The organism is Alcanivorax sp. NBRC 101098, from assembly GCF_001010505.1.
In the GTDB taxonomy this organism is placed as follows: Bacteria; Pseudomonadota; Gammaproteobacteria; order Pseudomonadales; family Alcanivoracaceae; genus Alcanivorax; species Alcanivorax borkumensis.
The window spans coordinates 342,171-359,393 of record NZ_AP014613.1 but is presented as its reverse complement, the minus strand read 5'-3'; the positions used below and the strand labels follow the sequence as shown (position 1 = coordinate 359,393).

Annotated in this window: 14 protein-coding genes and 2 tRNA genes; 1 reads left to right on the top strand and 15 read right to left on the bottom strand. The window is 55.1% G+C overall.

The features are described 5' to 3' along the window. Window positions 1-37: 37 nt before the first annotated feature. The 9 genes from rimP to rlmE all read right to left on the bottom strand — a co-directional run bounded on the left by rimP (window position 38) and on the right by rlmE (window position 7,206). Window positions 38-493, bottom strand: a complete 456-nt coding sequence (rimP, locus tag AS19_RS01675; RefSeq protein ID WP_035459394.1) for a ribosome maturation factor RimP — start codon at window positions 491-493, stop codon at window positions 38-40. 187 nt (window positions 494-680) lie between these two features. Then, window positions 681-757, bottom strand: a tRNA-Met gene (locus AS19_RS01670). Window positions 758-968: 211 nt separating this feature from the next. Next, window positions 969-1,054: transfer RNA gene (locus AS19_RS01665), tRNA-Leu, on the bottom strand. Between the two features lie 14 nt (window positions 1,055-1,068). After that, a complete protein-coding gene (gene secG / locus AS19_RS01660) occupies window positions 1,069-1,512 on the bottom strand; it encodes a preprotein translocase subunit SecG (protein WP_011587622.1) in 444 nt (147 codons plus the stop codon). An 11-nt stretch (window positions 1,513-1,523) separates the two neighbouring features. Beyond that, window positions 1,524-2,267, bottom strand: coding sequence for a triose-phosphate isomerase (gene tpiA, locus AS19_RS01655; protein ID WP_011587621.1), 744 nt, complete (start codon window positions 2,265-2,267; stop codon window positions 1,524-1,526). Between the two features lie 80 nt (window positions 2,268-2,347). Then, window positions 2,348-3,682, bottom strand: coding sequence for a phosphoglucosamine mutase (glmM, locus tag AS19_RS01650; protein ID WP_011587620.1), 1,335 nt, complete (start codon window positions 3,680-3,682; stop codon window positions 2,348-2,350). After that, on the bottom strand, window positions 3,679-4,542 hold the full coding sequence (gene folP / locus AS19_RS01645) for a dihydropteroate synthase (protein ID WP_046961638.1): 864 nt from the start codon (window positions 4,540-4,542) through the stop codon (window positions 3,679-3,681). The genes glmM and folP overlap by 4 nt, the downstream gene beginning before the upstream one ends. Before the next feature lie 6 nt (window positions 4,543-4,548). Continuing rightward, window positions 4,549-6,456: an ATP-dependent zinc metalloprotease FtsH gene (gene ftsH, locus AS19_RS01640; RefSeq protein ID WP_144412615.1), complete on the bottom strand. Its 1,908-nt coding sequence runs from the start codon at window positions 6,454-6,456 to the stop codon at window positions 4,549-4,551. A gap of 123 nt (window positions 6,457-6,579) precedes the next feature. Beyond that, window positions 6,580-7,206 (bottom strand): 23S rRNA (uridine(2552)-2'-O)-methyltransferase RlmE, encoded by a 627-nt coding sequence (gene rlmE, locus AS19_RS01635; protein WP_011587617.1) that lies wholly within the window; start codon window positions 7,204-7,206, stop codon window positions 6,580-6,582. A 119-nt stretch (window positions 7,207-7,325) separates the two neighbouring features. On the opposite strand from rlmE, the gene AS19_RS01630 reads away from it, so the two are divergent. Further along, window positions 7,326-7,640, top strand: coding sequence for a YhbY family RNA-binding protein (locus tag AS19_RS01630; protein WP_011587616.1), 315 nt, complete (start codon window positions 7,326-7,328; stop codon window positions 7,638-7,640). 102 nt (window positions 7,641-7,742) lie between these two features. On the opposite strand, the gene greA is transcribed toward AS19_RS01630, so the two are convergent. The 6 genes from greA to dnaK all read right to left on the bottom strand — a co-directional run bounded on the left by greA (window position 7,743) and on the right by dnaK (window position 17,152). Next, window positions 7,743-8,219 (bottom strand): transcription elongation factor GreA, encoded by a 477-nt coding sequence (gene greA, locus AS19_RS01625; RefSeq protein ID WP_035459409.1) that lies wholly within the window; start codon window positions 8,217-8,219, stop codon window positions 7,743-7,745. 91 nt (window positions 8,220-8,310) lie between these two features. Continuing rightward, window positions 8,311-11,529 (bottom strand): carbamoyl-phosphate synthase large subunit, encoded by a 3,219-nt coding sequence (gene carB / locus AS19_RS01620; RefSeq protein ID WP_011587614.1) that lies wholly within the window; start codon window positions 11,527-11,529, stop codon window positions 8,311-8,313. A 69-nt stretch (window positions 11,530-11,598) separates the two neighbouring features. Beyond that, window positions 11,599-12,723, bottom strand: coding sequence for a glutamine-hydrolyzing carbamoyl-phosphate synthase small subunit (gene carA / locus AS19_RS01615; RefSeq protein ID WP_011587613.1), 1,125 nt, complete (start codon window positions 12,721-12,723; stop codon window positions 11,599-11,601). A gap of 196 nt (window positions 12,724-12,919) precedes the next feature. Then, window positions 12,920-13,747 (bottom strand): 4-hydroxy-tetrahydrodipicolinate reductase, encoded by an 828-nt coding sequence (dapB, locus tag AS19_RS01610; protein WP_011587612.1) that lies wholly within the window; start codon window positions 13,745-13,747, stop codon window positions 12,920-12,922. A 247-nt stretch (window positions 13,748-13,994) separates the two neighbouring features. Further along, complete coding sequence (gene dnaJ, locus AS19_RS01605; protein WP_011587611.1) at window positions 13,995-15,125, bottom strand: molecular chaperone DnaJ; 1,131 nt, start codon at window positions 15,123-15,125, stop codon at window positions 13,995-13,997. Window positions 15,126-15,226: 101 nt separating this feature from the next. Then, window positions 15,227-17,152, bottom strand: a complete 1,926-nt coding sequence (dnaK, locus tag AS19_RS01600; protein ID WP_011587610.1) for a molecular chaperone DnaK — start codon at window positions 17,150-17,152, stop codon at window positions 15,227-15,229. Window positions 17,153-17,223 lie beyond the last annotated feature (71 nt).

Here is a 17,223-nt window from a genome sequence, read left to right as displayed (position 1 = left end):
CAGGCCTTTACAAAGACTAAAGTTCTTCAGGGCGTACTCAATTGAAGCGGGGCTGCAACCGAGCACGATCTACCTGACTGTAAGGAACACGCAAGGTTTCGCCATCCAGCTCCACCACCAGCGTATCGCCATCCACGGCCACAATGGCCGCCGTCATTTTACGCTTGCCGCTTACCGGTGCCAGAAGCTTAAGTTGCACATCTTCACCGATATAATCGACATACTGCGTAATGTCGAACATGGGCCGATCCATCCCTGGCGAGGACACTTCAAGATTAAACTCACCGGGGATTGGATCTTCCACATCCAGCACGCCGCTCACTTCATGACTCACGGCCGCGCAATCATCTACCGAAATACCATCTGCATGGTCAATAAACACACGCAGAACAGCCCCGCGCCCCTGGATGTATTCCACACCCCAAAGCACGAAACCCAGATCTTCCACTACCGGAGCCAGCAGCTCGGTTAATTGTTCTGTGCGTTTTGACATAAATCTTTCCGCCGGTACAAACAAAAAATGGGCCCGAGGATGAACAGTAATTGCAGCATTCCCTGCAACGACCGCGGATCCACCGCCCATTTCCACCAACCGGGTCGGTTTGCAGATAACAAAAAGCCCCTACAAGAGGGGCTTTTTGTCCGCTTTGGACCAGAGATGTTTTTCTAGTCCGTCTAAGTGGTAGCGGGGGCAGGATTTGAACCTACGACCTTCGGGTTATGAGCCCGACGAGCTACCAGACTGCTCCACCCCGCATCAAAATCGAGCGCAAATAATACTCAGAGGCGCCCACTCTGTCAAGGCATTATCGAAAAAAGTATTTATTTTTCGAAGCCTTAGTATCAGGAAAAGCCACAGAACCTGATACTGACCAGCTTTCAAGCTGATCTTGGAAAAACCGATAATGCACATCGGTCTTTTTCCTTACGCTTCACTGACAACACTCGCCAGCAAAACGTTCCCTAATTGGTGCCGAAGGCCGGACTTGAACCGGCACGAGCGAAGCTCACTACCCCCTCAAGATAGCGTGTCTACCAATTCCACCACTTCGGCAAAGAACGCTTAACTTACTGCTCCGACTGAGGCACCTCAGTCGGGGCCGGGGATTCTACCTCAGCTTGAGGCACATCCGAAACTTCTTTTTGCTCTTCATTCGCATCCGGGGCCACTGGCACTTCAGTCATGCCCGCCGGAACCTCAGACGGAGACTCGTCAACAACAGGCACATCCTGGTGCTCAACGGTTTCCAGCTCCGGCAGAAAACTACGACTACTGTCCGCTTCCTGACGCGCCATCCAAGCCAAAACCAAACTGGTCACAAAGAATAGTGCCGCCAGTACTGCTGTGGCACGAGTAAGAAAGTTCGCCGACCCAGCACTACCAAAAACGGTTTGAGAACCGCCGCCGCCAAAGGAAGCACCCGCATCAGCGCCTTTACCGTGCTGAATTAGCACCAGACCAATCAGCCCAAGGGCTGCCAATACGTGTACTACATGAACAACAATATCCATAATGTCTCTAATTATTCCGCCGCCTGACAGATCGCAATAAAGCTGTCGGCTGTTAACGATGCCCCACCGATCAGACCCCCATCGATGTCTGACTGGGCAAATAGAAGGGCGGCATTATCCGCCTTTACGCTGCCGCCGTAAAGCAACCGCAGCGATTGAGCGATATCCGGGTCGTCTTTCGCTAAAAATTGACGCAAACAAGCGTGAACAGCTTGAGCCTGCTCGGGGCTAGCCGTCTTCCCAGTGCCGATCGCCCAGACCGGCTCATAGGCCACTATCGCATTAGCAAAAGCCGCAACGCCAACCGCATCCACAACCGCGCGTAATTGCCCACAGACGATGGTGTCAGTATTGCCAGAGTCACGCTCTTCCAGCGTTTCACCCACGCAAAGAATCGGCACCAGACCCGCAGCCTGAGCGTGGGCGAACTTGCTGGCAATCTGCGCATCCGTTTCACCGTATAACGCACGGCGCTCGGAATGCCCAATAATCACGTAACCACAGCCCACCTCGGCTAGCATCGGCGCAGATACCTCTCCGGTAAAAGCGCCATCCTCTTGCTCACTCACGTTCTGGCTACCGATACCAACGGCCCCCGGCATCGCAGATCTGGCCGCAGCCAAATACGGAAAAGGTGGACAGATGACCACCTCAGCAGCACCAGCATAACCCGCCAGAGCGTCTGCCATTTCGGTAAGCAAGTCCTTGCGCCCGTTCATTTTCCAGTTGCCCGCAACCAGAGGGGTTCTATTCATTATTGTCTCTCTTATCTGTAACTCGCTCACACACAATAGATATTCACGCTATGTATTGCGTGAAGCCTGCTGAGTGCCGCTTAATTGATTGCCTTTTCCACCACTTCGGCCAGCTCACGGCACAGGCTTTCCACCCGATCCACATCCTTGCCTTCAATCATCACCCGCACCAAAGGCTCAGTGCCGGAGGGTCGCAACAGGATACGGCCATTACCGGCCAGCCTATCTTCTACATCTGCCATGGCCGCCTGCACATCCCCATTTTCCATAAATCCATCACGATTTGGGCCACGTACATTGATCATCTTCTGGGGGAGCATGGACACGTCTGCGACAGACTCGGCCAAGCCTTGCTTACGACGGGACAAGGCCGCCAACACCTGCAATGCAGAGACGGTTCCATCCCCCGTGGTGGTGCAATCCAGGCACACCAGATGCCCGGAGGATTCGCCACCGATGTTCCAGCCACGCTTATCCAACTGCTCCATGACATAACGATCACCGACCTTGGCGCGTACAAATTCAATGCCTTCAGCCTGCAGCGCCAGCTCCAACCCGAAGTTGGACATTAGCGTTCCTACGACCCCATCCATTTCCGCGCCGTTTTCTTTGCGATCGCGGGCCACCACAAACAACAGCTGGTCACCATCAACTAGGTTACCAGCATGATCGACCATCAATAATCGATCCGCATCGCCATCCAGCGCCACACCGAGATCAGCTTTTTCTTCCACAACCTTGCGCTGCAACGCCTCGGGATGAGTAGAGCCACAATCGCGATTAATATTGAAGCCGTCAGGCTGATTAGCCAGCGGCACCACAGTGGCGCCTAGCTCTTCGAACACATCCGGGGCAATGTGGTAAGCCGCACCGTTGGCGGTATCCACCACAATTTTCATTCCATTAAGGTCTAGGCCTGGCGCCGTGCTTTTGCAAAATTCAATATAACGACCGCGGGCATCATCTATACGTCGCACCTTACCGATCTGATCCGTGGACACCACCGACATTTGCTCATCCAGCAAGCGCTCAATTTCGAGCTCAATTTCATCATTGAGCTTTCGACCATCCGCCCCGAAAAACTTAATGCCGTTATCCGTATAAGGGTTATGAGACGCAGAAATCACAATGCCGGCTTGAGCCGAAAGTGTGCGCGTCAAATAGGCAATTCCCGGCGTGGGCAACGGCCCCAACAAGCGCACATCCACTCCAGCTGCAGAGATCCCCGCTTCTAAGGCTGACTCAAACATATAGCCGGAAATACGGGTATCTTTACCAATCAATATCTTGCTGCCACCACGAGCCCCCAGTACCTTGCCGGCAGCCCAGCCCAGCTTGAGCACAAAATCAGGCGTAATGGGAAACTCCCCCACCGTACCTCGCACCCCGTCGGTGCCGAAATATTTGCGCGTCATGACAGCTCCTTTTGCGATTCTCTTTGTGATTCCATAACCGCATGGGCGAAACGCACCACGTCCACGGTTTCTTTAACATCGTGAGCGCGCACAATGCTGGCACCGCGCTCCACACACATTACGGCCGCCGCTAGACTGCCTGGCAATCGTTCGCTCACATCGCGCCCCAACACTTTGCCGAATAAAGATTTCCGCGACACCCCAATCAGAATAGGCAACGCCAGAGTCTGAAGCGCATCCATCTCATGCATCAGCTGCAAATTGTGCTGTACAGTCTTGGCAAATCCGAACCCCGGATCCACCAACAGCCGCTCCCGCGAAATACCTGCCCGCTCACACGCGCCGATACGCTCACGGAGCAAGGAGACCACCTCGGCAGTAACATCATCGTAACGGGGGTTATCTTGCATGTTGCCGGGCTCACCCCGCATATGCATCAAACAGACCGGGAGCTGACTGGCCGCTGCTGCCTGAATGGCACCGGGGCGACGCAAAGAGCGGACATCATTAATCATGCCTGCGCCAGCCGCCGCACTCGCGCGCATCACTGCCGCGGTGCTGGTATCCACAGACACTAGCGCATTCAGCTCATAGCTTAGCGCCTCAACAATAGGGACAACCCGGTCAAGCTCATATTGCTCAGACACCGGCGAAGCACCAGGCCGGGTAGACTCTCCCCCCACATCAATAATCGCCGCTCCGTCACGCAACATCTGCTCTGCCTGACGCAGCGCGGCATCGCGCTCGGTAAACCGGCCACCATCGGAAAAGGAGTCGGGGGTCACATTAAGGACCCCCATAACGACAGGCGCGGACAGGTTCAGTGTCCGCGCCCCACAGCTAAGTGTCTTTTGATGCATCATCAATCAGTGCGTGTTAGCAGGCCCACCGATCGGGTCATCACCGGAGGCACTATCACCAGAAGCGGCAGCGCCATTACCCGGCCCCTGATCCCGCCAATCTTTCGGCGGTCTCGGCTTGTGACCACTCATTATGTCTTCGATCTGATCGGCATCAATGGTTTCATACTGCATCAATGCATCCGCCATCAGCTCCAACTTATCGCGATTACGCTCTAGGATTTCTTTGGCGCGACCGTAACAATTATCAATGATGGCCCGCACTTCACGGTCAATTTCTTCCGCGGTTTGTTCAGACATATGCTTGCGCTGCCCCACCTGCTTGCCAAGGAAGACTTCACCTTCTTCTTCCTCATAGGCCAGCGGGCCCATTTTTTCACTCAGGCCCCATTTGGTCACCATGGCACGAGCCAGCTTGGTAGCGCGTTCGATATCATTAGAGGCGCCAGTGGTAACACCATCAAAGCCCAACGTCATCTCTTCCGCGATACGCCCACCAAACAACGAGCAGATGGACGACTCCAAACCACGCTTGGATTGTGAGTACTTGTCTTCTTCAGGCAGATACATTGTCACACCCAGCGCACGGCCTCGCGGAATAATGCTCACCTTATAAACCGGGTCATGCTCTGGCACCAGCCGCCCAACGATAGCGTGGCCGGCTTCGTGAAAAGCGGTGTTCAGTTTTTCTTTCTCGTTCATCACCATGGAGCGACGTTCCGCCCCCATCAGGATCTTGTCCTTAGCTTTCTCAAATTCTTCCATGGAAACCATGCGCTTGTTGGCACGGGCAGCAAACAGCGCAGCTTCATTCACCAAGTTGGCTAAATCAGCACCGGAGAAGCCGGGGGTACCACGGGCAATCAACGCTGGCTCCACATCATCGGCAATTGGCACCTGACGCATGTGCACTTTCAATACCTGTTCGCGACCGCGAATATCCGGCAACGGCACGGTTACCTGCCGGTCGAAACGACCGGGGCGCAACAGCGCCGGGTCCAGTACGTCAGGGCGGTTGGTCGCGGCAATAACGATGATCCCTTCATTGCCATCAAAACCGTCCATTTCTACCAGCAACTGGTTCAATGTCTGCTCGCGCTCATCATGACCACCGCCGACACCGGCGCCCCGGGAACGCCCCACCGCATCAATTTCGTCAATAAAGATAATGCAAGGGGAGTGCTTTTTGGCTTGCTCGAACATATCGCGAACACGGCTAGCACCAACCCCCACAAACATCTCCACAAAATCAGAACCAGAGATACTAAAGAAAGGCACCTTGGCTTCCCCTGCAATAGCCTTGGCCAACAGGGTCTTACCGGTGCCAGGAGAGCCCACCATCAGCACACCGCGGGGGATCTTGCCACCCAAGCGCTGGAATTTGGCTGGGTCACGCAGAAACTCCACTAGCTCCTGCACTTCTTCCTTGGCTTCTTCTACGCCTGCCACATCGGCGAATGTGGTTTTGATTTGGTCTTCGCCCAACAACTTGGCTTTGGATTTACCAAACGTCATGGGGCCACCGCCGCCACGGCCACCACCCTGCATCTGGCGCATAAAGAAGATAAAGATGGCCAAGATCAACAGGATCGGTAACACAGACAGGAACAGCTGCGTCAGAAAACTCTGACGCTGAGGCTCCAAGCCCACCACATTCACATCATTCTGAATCAGCGTGGGCATCAGATTAGTATCCAGGGTCGGCGGCTTAACCGTGCGGAACTGGCCACCATCCGTGTAGGTCCCGGTAATCGTACTTTCGCCAATCTTGGCCTCCTGCACCTTGCCGGCTTCTACCCGCGAAATGAAGGTGGAATAGGGCACATCTGCGGTGGCAGGTTGAGTACTGAGACTAGATGCCACCACGTACAGGACGCCGGCAATTACCAGCCAGAGCACAACATTCTTGGTCATATCGTTCAAGGGAGACCTCGATTAATTCGGGCGCTCGCGCGCACACTAACGAATTTACACCTTACACCATTTACCGGAATCAGCGTAATGCCGGTTCGGACAACAAAATAGCGTATTTGCAGCTTATTTCAGCCCAAAACCCAGCTGATAAACTTCAGTAGAGCGGGCACGACTGGCCGCCGGTTTACGACTGACAACGCGTTTGAAGCGGCTTTGTAGCGCTTTGCGATAATCTTCAAACCCCTCGCCCTGGAACACCTTGACCAGAAACACACCATCAGGCTCCAACACCCGCTCAGCCATATCCAACGCCAACTCTGCCAGATACATAGCCCGCGGCTGATCCACCGCGCTATTACCACTCATATTGGGGGCCATGTCCGACATTACAAGGTCTGCCCGCTGATCCCCCAGCGCCATAAGGATTTGCTCATAGATCACCTCCTCACGAAAATCCCCTTCGATGAAGGTCACATCCGGTAAAGCATCCATGGCAAGAATATCACTGGCTATCACCGTGCCCCTGCCGCCAATCAGCTGACCCGCCACCTGGCTCCAGCCCCCGGGGGCCGCCCCCAAATCCAGCACCGCCATGCCCGGCCTGAACAAACGGTCCTTTTCATTCATCTCCAGCAGCTTGAAACTGGCCCTGGAGCGATAACCCTGCTCCTGGGCCTTAGCTACCCACGGATCGTTAAAATGCTCTTTTAACCAAGCTTTGCTGGTTTTGGAACGGCTGGACTTCGCCATGAACCACTCTCTCCTGAATTTTCTACATCCTCATGTTCTTAGCCAATGCACAGGATGGCTGCTTTTCCCGCGGCTAATCCGTAGAATACGCGCACAGCAACCCTTTCTGGAGTCACACCGTGCCGCTATCTACCCAGGACATCAAACGGTTACGCCGTATTGGTCACCACCTGAAACCCGTTCTCATCTTTGGCGACAAGGGACTCAGCGACAATTTCGTAGAAGAGCTTAATTTGCGCCTTGAGGATCACGAACTTATCAAGGTAAAGGTCAACGCGGAAACCCGCGACGAGCGAGCAGCGATTGTGCAGGCGCTGACTGAAAAAGGCAGCGCCGAGCTAATCCAGCGCATCGGCAACATCGCCCTACTCTACCGCCCAGCCCAACAACCCAACGCGAAACTATCGAATATTTTGCGATACCAGAACGCTTGAGCACTACCCACCTAGTAGGCTACCCGCGGCAGCCATTAAAAAGGCGACGTTTTAACGTCGCCTTTTTTTACGTGCTGTCCGCAAGCGTGACGCACAGAAAACCTAGATATGCTCCACTTGATCAACTTCATACTCACGAGTACCTCCGGGAGTATCGATCTGCACCACATCCCCTTCCTCACGGCCAATCAGGCCACGGGCAATGGGTGAGTTCACACTCAGCTTGCCTTCTTTGATATTAGCTTCGTCGTCACCGACGATCTGATACACCTTGGTTTCATCAGTATCCACATCAAGGATAGTCACGGTAACACCAAAAATAACCTTACCGGTATTCTCAATATCCTGAATATCAATGATCTGCGCATTGGAAAGTTTCCCTTCAATATCAGCAATGCGCCCCTCACAAAAACCCTGCTGCTCGCGGGCCGCGTGATATTCTGCATTCTCTTTCAAGTCGCCGTGCTCACGAGCCTCTGCAATCGCAGCAGAAATACGCGGACGATCTTCTTTTTTCAGTTTTTCCAGTTCCTCGCGCAAGGCTTTAGCGCCCTTGGCGGTCATCGGTACGCGTTGCATAATTATCCTCGTGTCTTTTAACAGGCCGTTGAACATGCCCTGTTAACGGAACCGCCCGGAGCACTCTGCTCCGAGCGCTCCCGACGACGATTTATTTCATTTCTGCGTGCAGGTCCTGCAAGCGACGAACAGTAGGCTCACCACTAATACCCAGCGCCTGGCAAACCGCATGGGCCGCGGCAATGGTCGTGGTATAGAACACTTTGTGCTGCAGCGCCGAGCGACGAATCGCAAAAGAATCACGGGTCGCCTGCTTGCCTTCCGTGGTGTTCACAATCAGAGCAATCTGATCATTCTTGATCATGTCCACAATATGCGGACGCCCTTCCAGCACCTTGTTCACAACCTTCACTTCAAGGCCCGCCTCACCCAGCACCTTGGCGGTACCTTTTGTGGCAACCAGGCTGAAGCCACGTTCAATCAACATGCGAGCCACTTCCACAGAGGCAGGCTTGTCGACTTCGCGCACAGAAATAAAGGCCGTTCCAGTTTCCGGCAGTTTTTCTCCGGCCCCCAGGGATGCCTTACCAAAAGCTTCAGCAAAGGTCTCGCCAACGCCCATCACTTCCCCGGTAGATTTCATTTCCGGGCCTAAGATCGGATCAACCTTCGGGAACTTGGCGAACGGGAACACCGCCTCTTTCACGAAATAGTGCTGAGGTTTGACCTCTTCGGTGAAACCTTGTTCCTTAAGACTGGTGCCTGCCATGCACCGAGCAGCCACCTTCGCCAGAGACACGCCGATGCACTTGGACACATACGGCACCGTCCGTGAAGCACGCGGGTTCACTTCCAGCACATACACCTCGCCGTTTTTCACCGCGAACTGCACATTCATCAAACCCACCACGCCCAGCTCCAATGCCATATCTGCAGCCTGCTGACGCATGACGTCCTGAACATCGTCGTCCAGCGAATACGGAGGCAGAGAGCATGCGGAATCACCGGAGTGAACACCCGCCTGCTCAATGTGCTGCATGATGCCACCGATAACCACATCCGTTCCGTCACACACTGCATCCACGTCCACCTCAATGGCGTCGTCGAGGAAGCGATCCAGCAATACCGGGGAGTCATTGGAAACCGATACCGCGTTCATCATGTAGTTACGCAGTTCTGCTTCACCGTAAACGATTTCCATGGCACGCCCCCCCAACACATAGGAAGGACGAACCACCAACGGATAACCGATTTCTTCTGCTAGGCGCACACCGTCTTCCATGGAACGAGCGGTGCGGTTGGGCGGCTGCTTCAGGCCAAGCTTATTAACCATCTGCTGGAAACGTTCACGGTCTTCCGCTTCATCGATGGCATCCGGCGGCGTTCCAATAATCGGCACACCGGCCGCCTGCAGGGCACGAGCCAGCTTCAGCGGTGTTTGACCGCCGTATTGAACAATCACACCCTTAGGTTTTTCTTTTGCCACGATAGCCAACACGTCTTCCAACGTAATAGGCTCGAAGTAGAGACGATCGGAGGTATCGTAATCGGTAGACACGGTCTCTGGGTTACAGTTGACCATGATGGCCTCGTAGCCGTCGTCCTTCATGGCAAACGCCGCATGCACACAGCAATAATCGAACTCGATACCCTGACCAATCCGGTTGGGGCCACCACCGATGACCATGATCTTGTCACGGTCGGAAGGGTTAGCCTCGCACTCTTCGTCGTAGCTCGAATACATGTAGGCGGTATCGGTGGCGAATTCCGCCGCACAGGTATCCACCCGCTTATAGATCGGCAGCACATTCAGCTCTTCACGCTTGCCGCGCACATCCGCTTCCTTCACGCCCAGCAACTGAGCCAGGCGGGCATCGGAGAAGCCTTTGCGCTTGAGCGCATAGAGGCTGTCGCGAGTCAGGCTGCTAAAGGTGCTGTCGACCAGCTGCTGCTCGGCACGAATCAAGTCCTCAATCTGCACCAAATACCAACGATCAATCTTGGTGATATTGAACACATCATCCACGGTCATGCCGACCCGGAAGGCATCGCCAACGATCCAGATACGCTCAGGGCCCGGCGTAGCGAGTAACTGCGCCACCTGCTCACGGGCGTCCGGCGCGGCCGGGTCCACATGCGGGTCAAAGCCGATGGATTCCGTTTCCAGACCACGCAACGCCTTCTGCACAGATTCTTGGAAATTACGGCCAATGGCCATCACTTCACCAACGGATTTCATCTGGGTGGTCAGCACGGCGTCAGCTTCAGCGAACTTCTCGAAGTTGAAGCGCGGAATCTTGGTTACCACATAATCGATGGACGGCTCGAACGAGGCAGGGGTTTTGCCGCCGGTAATTTCGTTCTGCAGTTCATCCAGGGTGTAACCCACCGCCAGCTTTGCCGCCACCTTGGCGATCGGAAAACCGGTGGCTTTGGAGGCCAACGCCGAAGAGCGACTGACCCGCGGGTTCATTTCAATCACCACCATGCGCCCGTTGTCCGGATTAATGCCGAACTGGACGTTGGAGCCACCCGTCTCTACACCGATTTCACGCAGCACTGCCAAGGAGGCATCACGCATGATCTGCAGTTCTTTATCGGTGAGCGTCTGGGCCGGCGCCACAGTAATAGAGTCACCGGTGTGCACCCCCATGGGGTCAAAGTTTTCGATAGAACAAACGATGATGCAGTTATCCTTTTTATCGCGGACAACTTCCATCTCATATTCTTTCCAACCCAGTAAAGACTCGTCGATCAACAACTCATTAGTGGGCGACAGGTCCAAGCCACGCTGGCAGATTTCTTCGAACTCTTCACGGTTATAGGCGACGCCCCCACCGGACCCCCCCATAGTAAAGCTGGGTCGGATGATGCAGGGAAAACCCAACGACTCAAGAGCGGCGCTGGCTTCTTCCATGTTGTGGGCAATGGCAGAGCGCGGACACTCTAGCCCTATGGACTTCATCGCCTTGTCAAAACGGGAGCGATCTTCCGCTTTGTCGATGGCATCCTCTGTGGCGCCAATCATTTCCACGCCAAATTCTTTGAGCACCCCGTTATGATCCAAGTCCAGGGCACAGTTCAGCGCAGTCTGCCCGCCCATGGTGGGTAGCAGCGCATCCGGGCGCTCTTTTTCAATGATCTTGGCCACGGTCTGCCAGGTAATCGGCTCAATATAGGTCGCATCCGCCATGGCCGGGTCGGTCATGATGGTCGCAGGGTTGGAGTTAACCAGAATCACCCGGTAACCCTCTTCGCGCAGCGCTTTACAAGCCTGGGCGCCGGAATAGTCAAACTCACAGGCCTGGCCGATCACAATCGGGCCAGCACCAATAATGAGGATGCTTTTTAAATCACTTCTTTTTGGCATAGTCACTAACCGTCAAACGTTAATTTCAGTTGCCAGCGCGTCAGACGTCGAGCGTCGGACGTCGGACGCTTATTTCGCTTCCATCAGCTCGATGAAATGATCGAACAATGGCGCACAGTCGCGCGGCCCCGGGCTCGCTTCCGGGTGCCCCTGGAAACTGAAGGCGGGCACATCAGTGCGCTCAATACCTTGCAAGGTGCCGTCGAACAGCGACACATGGGTCACCTTTAGGTTGGCTGGCAAGGTATCTATATCCACCGCAAAACCATGGTTCTGACTGGTAATCATCACCGTGTCATCGGCCAGAGTTTTTACCGGGTGGTTAGCACCATGATGGCCGGTAGCCATTTTCATGGATTTGGCACCGCTGGCCAGCGCCAGCAACTGATGTCCCAAGCAGATGCCGAACACAGGCAAACCGGTGCCAACAATTTCCTGAATCGCGGAAATCGCGTAGTCGCAGGGCTCCGGATCACCGGGTCCGTTAGACAGGAAGACACCATCCGGCTTCATCGCCAGCACTTCGGATGCAGGCGTTTGCGCCGGCACCACGGTGAGCTTGCAGCCGCGCTCGGCCAACATACGCAGAATGTTGCGCTTAACACCGTAGTCATAAGCCACCACATGGAAGCGGGTCTCACCCTGCTCGGTGTGGCCCTGCTCCAGATCCCAGGTGGACTCTGTCCAGCTATAAGGCTCGGCAACACTCACCACCTTGGCCAGGTCCATGCCTTTCAGGCCAGGAAACCCCTTGGCCGCAGCAAGCGCCTGCGCTTCATCCACACTTTCGCCGGCCAAAATGCAGCCATTTAGGGCGCCTTTGTCACGCAAAATGCGCGTCAAGCGGCGCGTGTCGATATCGGCGATGGCAACGATGTTGCGATCACGCAGGTAGTCCGAAAGAGATTGCTCACTACGCCAGTTGCTCACTGTCATGGCCAGATCACGAATCACCAGGCCGGAGGCCCAGATTCGAGAGGACTCTTCATCCTCGGCAGTGACGCCAGTGTTACCAATATGCGGATAGGTAAGGGTTACAATCTGCTTGGCATAGGAAGGATCCGTCAGGATCTCCTGATAGCCAGTCATGGCGGTGTTAAACACCACCTCACCCACGGTTTCACCCGTGGCACCGATTGCAACACCCCGAAAGATGCTTCCGTCTTCAAGAGCGAGAATGGCGGGAACCGTCAACGCAACCTCCAGGCTGATAGGGAATAGGGAGATCTGCGGCGGGTGCGCTCGCAAAAAAGCGAGATGGATTCCTCCACCTCGCTTTTTCTAAATTCTTAATTCGGCGCCCCGCACGCCCATCACGGGCTGCGCGCTATTTTAGGGCTTTGTGGCCCCGCTGTCACGCAGCAATCCCGTTGATAGACCAGTGGCACACTCAGGCCTTGCCCCAACCGGCGCTTTCACCAGCCAGACCAAGCACATCCTGCATGTCGAACAACCCCTTGTCGTGACGGCCCAACCAAGCAGCCGCACGCACAGCACCGCGACCGAACGACATACGACTGGAGGCCTTGTGGGTAATTTCCACCCGCTCACCCTCTGCGGCAAACATCACAGTGTGGTCGCCGACAATATCGCCGGCCCGAATCGTCTCAAAACCAATGGTATGGCGCTCGCGCTCGCCGGTGCGGCCTTCACGACCGTACACCGCACACTCGCTCAGATCGCGCCCCAAGGTCTGAGCCACCACCTCACCCATGCGCAACGCCGTACCAGACGGCGCATCGATTTTATGCCGATGGTGGGCCTCAATCACTTCGATATCCACCTCATCGCCCATAATCTGCGCCGCCGTTTCCAGCAATTTGAAGCACAAGTTCACCCCAATGGAGTAATTGGGCGCAAAACAGATAGCGATATCATCACCGGCGGCACGCACGGCCGCTTTCTGCTCATCATCCAAACCGGTAGTGCCGATCACCAACCGCGTGCCCGCCGCGCGGCACACCTCAAGATTCTTCACCGTGGCTTCCGGCACAGTGAAGTCGATGAACACATCTGCCTCATTTACCACCTTGGCCAAATCGTCCACCAGCAACACACCACAGGCTCCTTGCCCCACCAACTCACCGGCATCCGCGCCGATCAAACTGGAACCAGGGACATCCACCGCCGCCGCCAGCGTGGTATCCGGGTTAGCCAGCGTCGCCTCAATCAGAATACGCCCCATGCGACCCGCCGCACCGATAATACCTACTTTCATGGTGTCTCCTTGATTAAAAACCGGACGTCGGACACCAGAAACCTCGCGCGCCTGTCAACCCAAACGGGAAAACGAAGCGAAGAGAGCCTGGTATCAAGCTGCTTATTCTAGCAGAAAGGGCGATAGGGTCATCGCGCAACAACGAACACCTTCCTAGCAGCAATGAGCAAAACCTCCAGCACACGGACAAGGCCCACAAAAAAGCCCGGAGCGGAAACCACGCCGGGCTTTTTTATTACGCCAACCCTTACTTGGTATCGAAAAAACGCTTAACGCCTTCGAACCAGTTATTCTTGCGTGGGTTGTGACGATTGCCGCCGCTCTCCAGAGATTCCTGGAATTTACGCAACAACTCTTTCTGCTCGCTAGACAACTTCACTGGCGTTTCAATCACCACCTTGCACAACAAATCTCCCGGGGCGCCACCACGTACCGGCGCCACACCCTTGCCGCGCAAACGGAACAGCTTACCGCTCTGGGTTTCCGCCGGGACTTTCAGCTTAACCTTGCCATTCAGCGTGGGCACATCCAGCTCACCACCCAAAGTGGCATCAACAAAACTGATCGGCACTTCACAATACAAATTGTCGCCGTCACGCTGGAAGATATCGTGTTCACGTACAGCCACCTGAACGTACAAGTCACCAGACGGCGCACCGTGCACGCCCGCCTCGCCTTCACCAGCAAGACGAATGCGGTCACCGGTATCCACTCCGGCAGGAATCTTCACCGACAGGGTCTTGGTGTTCTGTACACGGCCTTGCCCCCCACAGTTACCGCAAGGGTCTTTAATAATCTTGCCTTCACCCTTACAGGTTGGGCACGCTTGCTGCACGGTGAAGAAGCCCTGCTGCATACGCACTTGACCGACGCCGCCACAAGTGGTGCACGTTACTGGCTGGCTACCTTCCTTCGCGCCACTACCATGGCAAACATCACAACTATCCCAGGTGGGAATGCGAATTTTTTCATCGCAACCGCGCACAGCCTGCTCTAGGCTCAGCTCCAACGTATAACGCAGATCCGCACCCCGGGACGGGCCGCGACGTCCGCCGCCGCCGCCAGCGCCACCAAATATGTCGCCGAAGATGTCACCAAAAATATCACCGAAGCCGCCAGCACCCGCGCCAGCACCTGGCCCACCGCCCTGACCATTAACGCCGGCATGGCCGAACTGGTCATAGGCCGCGCGCTTCTGCTCGTCGGCGAGGACTTCGTAGGCTTCTTTCGCTTCCTTAAATTTGGCCAACGCCTCTTTATCATCCGGGTTACGGTCCGGATGGTATTTCATCGCCAGCCGGCGATAAGCCTTTTTTAGGTCTTGGGCACTGGCATCTTTCGCCGCACCCAACACTTCATAATAATCACGCTTGGACATAGATAAGCCTTTGGCTTAGCCAGACGCCCGACGCCGGAGGCCAGACACAGAAGCCAAAGAGCATCCGCATCCAACGTCCGGCGTCAGGCGTCAGGCGTTACTTACTTCTTCTTGTCGTCGTCGACTTCTTCAAACTCTGCGTCGACTACGTCATCACCCGCTTGCGGCTGCTCACCTTCAGCACCGGCAGCGCCTTGGGCCTGCTGAGCTTGCTCGGCGTACATTTTCTCGGCCAGCGGTGCGGACACTTCAGACAGCGCCTTGATTTTGGCTTCGATGTCATCCTTGTCGCTGCCCTTGGCGGCTTCTTCCAGCTCGTCCACGGCTTTGGTGATGGCTTCTTTCTCTTCATCGGTGGCCTTGTCACCCGCTTCTTCAAGCGTTTTGCGGGTAGCATGCACTAAGTGATCCGCCTGGTTGCGAGTCTGCACCAGCTCTTCGAACTTTTTATCTTCGTCCGCGTGAGCTTCGGCGTCCTGCACCATTTGATCAATTTCTTCATCAGACAGACCAGAAGAAGCCTTGATCTGAATGGTTTGCTCTTTACCGGTAGCCTTGTCTTTCGCACCCACGTGCAAAATACCGTTGGCATCAATGTCGAAGGTCACTTCGATCTGCGGCATACCGCGCGGCGCCGGCGGGATATCTTCCAGATTGAACTGGCCCAACGACTTGTTCTGGCTCGCTTGCTTACGCTCACCCTGCAACACGTGCACGGTCACGGCCGTCTGGTTGTCATCCGCCGTGGAGAACACCTGCGACGCATTGGTCGGAATAGTGGTGTTTTTCTCGATCAGCGGAGTCATCACGCCACCCATGGTTTCAATACCCAAGGTCAGCGGAGTCACGTCCAGCAACAGCACGTCGGTTACGTCACCGCTCAGTACCGCACCCTGAATCGCAGCACCCATGGCAACTGCTTCGTCCGGGTTAACGTCTTTGCGCGGCTCTTTGCCGAAGAACTCAGTAACGCTCTTCTGCACCATTGGCATACGGGTCTGACCACCCACCAAAATCACATCCGTGATATCGGCCGTTTTCACCCCAGCATCCGCCAATGCGGTTTTACACGGCTCAAGTGAACGGGTCACCAGATCACCCACCAAAGACTCCAGCTTGGCGCGCGTCACCTTCACCACCAAGTGCTTGGGCCCAGTGCTGTCGGCAGTAATGTACGGCAGATTAACTTCCGTCTGTTCGGCGGAAGACAGCTCGATTTTAGCTTTTTCAGCCGCCTCTTTCAGACGCTGCATAGCCAGCGGGTCGCCGCCCAGATCGATCCCGGAATCCGCCTTGAACTGATCAGCTAAGAAGTTGATCAATGCCAAGTCGAAATCTTCACCACCCAAGAAGGTGTCACCATTTGTGGCCAACACTTCAAACTGATGCTCGCCATCCACTTCGGCGATTTCGATAATTGAGATATCGAAAGTACCACCACCCAAGTCATACACAGCGATGGTGCGATCACCACCTTTCTTATCTAGGCCATAAGCTAGAGCAGCCGCAGTGGGCTCGTTGATAATACGCTTCACATCCAAGCCAGCGATGCGACCGGCATCTTTGGTGGCTTGGCGCTGGGAATCGTTGAAGTAAGCCGGCACGGTGATAACGGCCTCAGTGACAGCCTCACCCAAGTAGTCTTCCGCGGTCTTCTTCATTTTCTTCAGCACTTGCGCAGAAATCTGCGGCGGCGCCATTTTCTCGCCCTTCACTTCTACCCAGGCGTCACCATTGTCAGCCTTGGTGATCTTGTAGGGCACCATCTTGATGTCCTTCTGAACCACCTTGTCGTCAAAACGACGGCCGATCAGACGCTTCACCGCATACAGAGTGTTTTCCGGGTTCGTCACCGCCTGACGCTTGGCAGCCTGGCCAACCAAAGTTTCTTTATCGTCGGTGTAGGCGATAATGGACGGCGTTGTGCGAGCGCCCTCTGCGTTTTCGATAACCTTAGCTTTGTCACCTTCCAGCACGGCCACGCAGCTATTGGTCGTACCTAGGTCGATACCGATAATCTTACCCATAGTCGTTCTATCTCCTTCACACTAGCCGGAACCCTTTCGGCGCCCCAGGCAGTTGAATTATTAACTCGTCT

Coding starts and splice junctions, on each gene's coding strand:
- carB (WP_011587614.1), bottom strand. CDS start 11,529: ATGCCAAAAAGAAGTGATTTAAAAAGCATCCTCATTATTGGTGCTGGC.
- ftsH (WP_144412615.1), bottom strand. CDS start 6,456: ATGACCAAGAATGTTGTGCTCTGGCTGGTAATTGCCGGCGTCCTGTAC.
- glmM (WP_011587620.1), bottom strand. CDS start 3,682: ATGACGCGCAAATATTTCGGCACCGACGGGGTGCGAGGTACGGTGGGG.
- greA (WP_035459409.1), bottom strand. CDS start 8,219: ATGCAACGCGTACCGATGACCGCCAAGGGCGCTAAAGCCTTGCGCGAG.
- rimP (WP_035459394.1), bottom strand. CDS start 493: ATGTCAAAACGCACAGAACAATTAACCGAGCTGCTGGCTCCGGTAGTG.
- tpiA (WP_011587621.1), bottom strand. CDS start 2,267: ATGAATAGAACCCCTCTGGTTGCGGGCAACTGGAAAATGAACGGGCGC.
- dnaJ (WP_011587611.1), bottom strand. CDS start 15,125: ATGTCCAAGCGTGATTATTATGAAGTGTTGGGTGCGGCGAAAGATGCC.
- secG (WP_011587622.1), bottom strand. CDS start 1,512: ATGGATATTGTTGTTCATGTAGTACACGTATTGGCAGCCCTTGGGCTG.
- folP (WP_046961638.1), bottom strand. CDS start 4,542: ATGCATCAAAAGACACTTAGCTGTGGGGCGCGGACACTGAACCTGTCC.
- dnaK (WP_011587610.1), bottom strand. CDS start 17,152: ATGGGTAAGATTATCGGTATCGACCTAGGTACGACCAATAGCTGCGTG.
- rlmE (WP_011587617.1), bottom strand. CDS start 7,206: ATGGCGAAGTCCAGCCGTTCCAAAACCAGCAAAGCTTGGTTAAAAGAG.
- dapB (WP_011587612.1), bottom strand. CDS start 13,747: ATGAAAGTAGGTATTATCGGTGCGGCGGGTCGCATGGGGCGTATTCTG.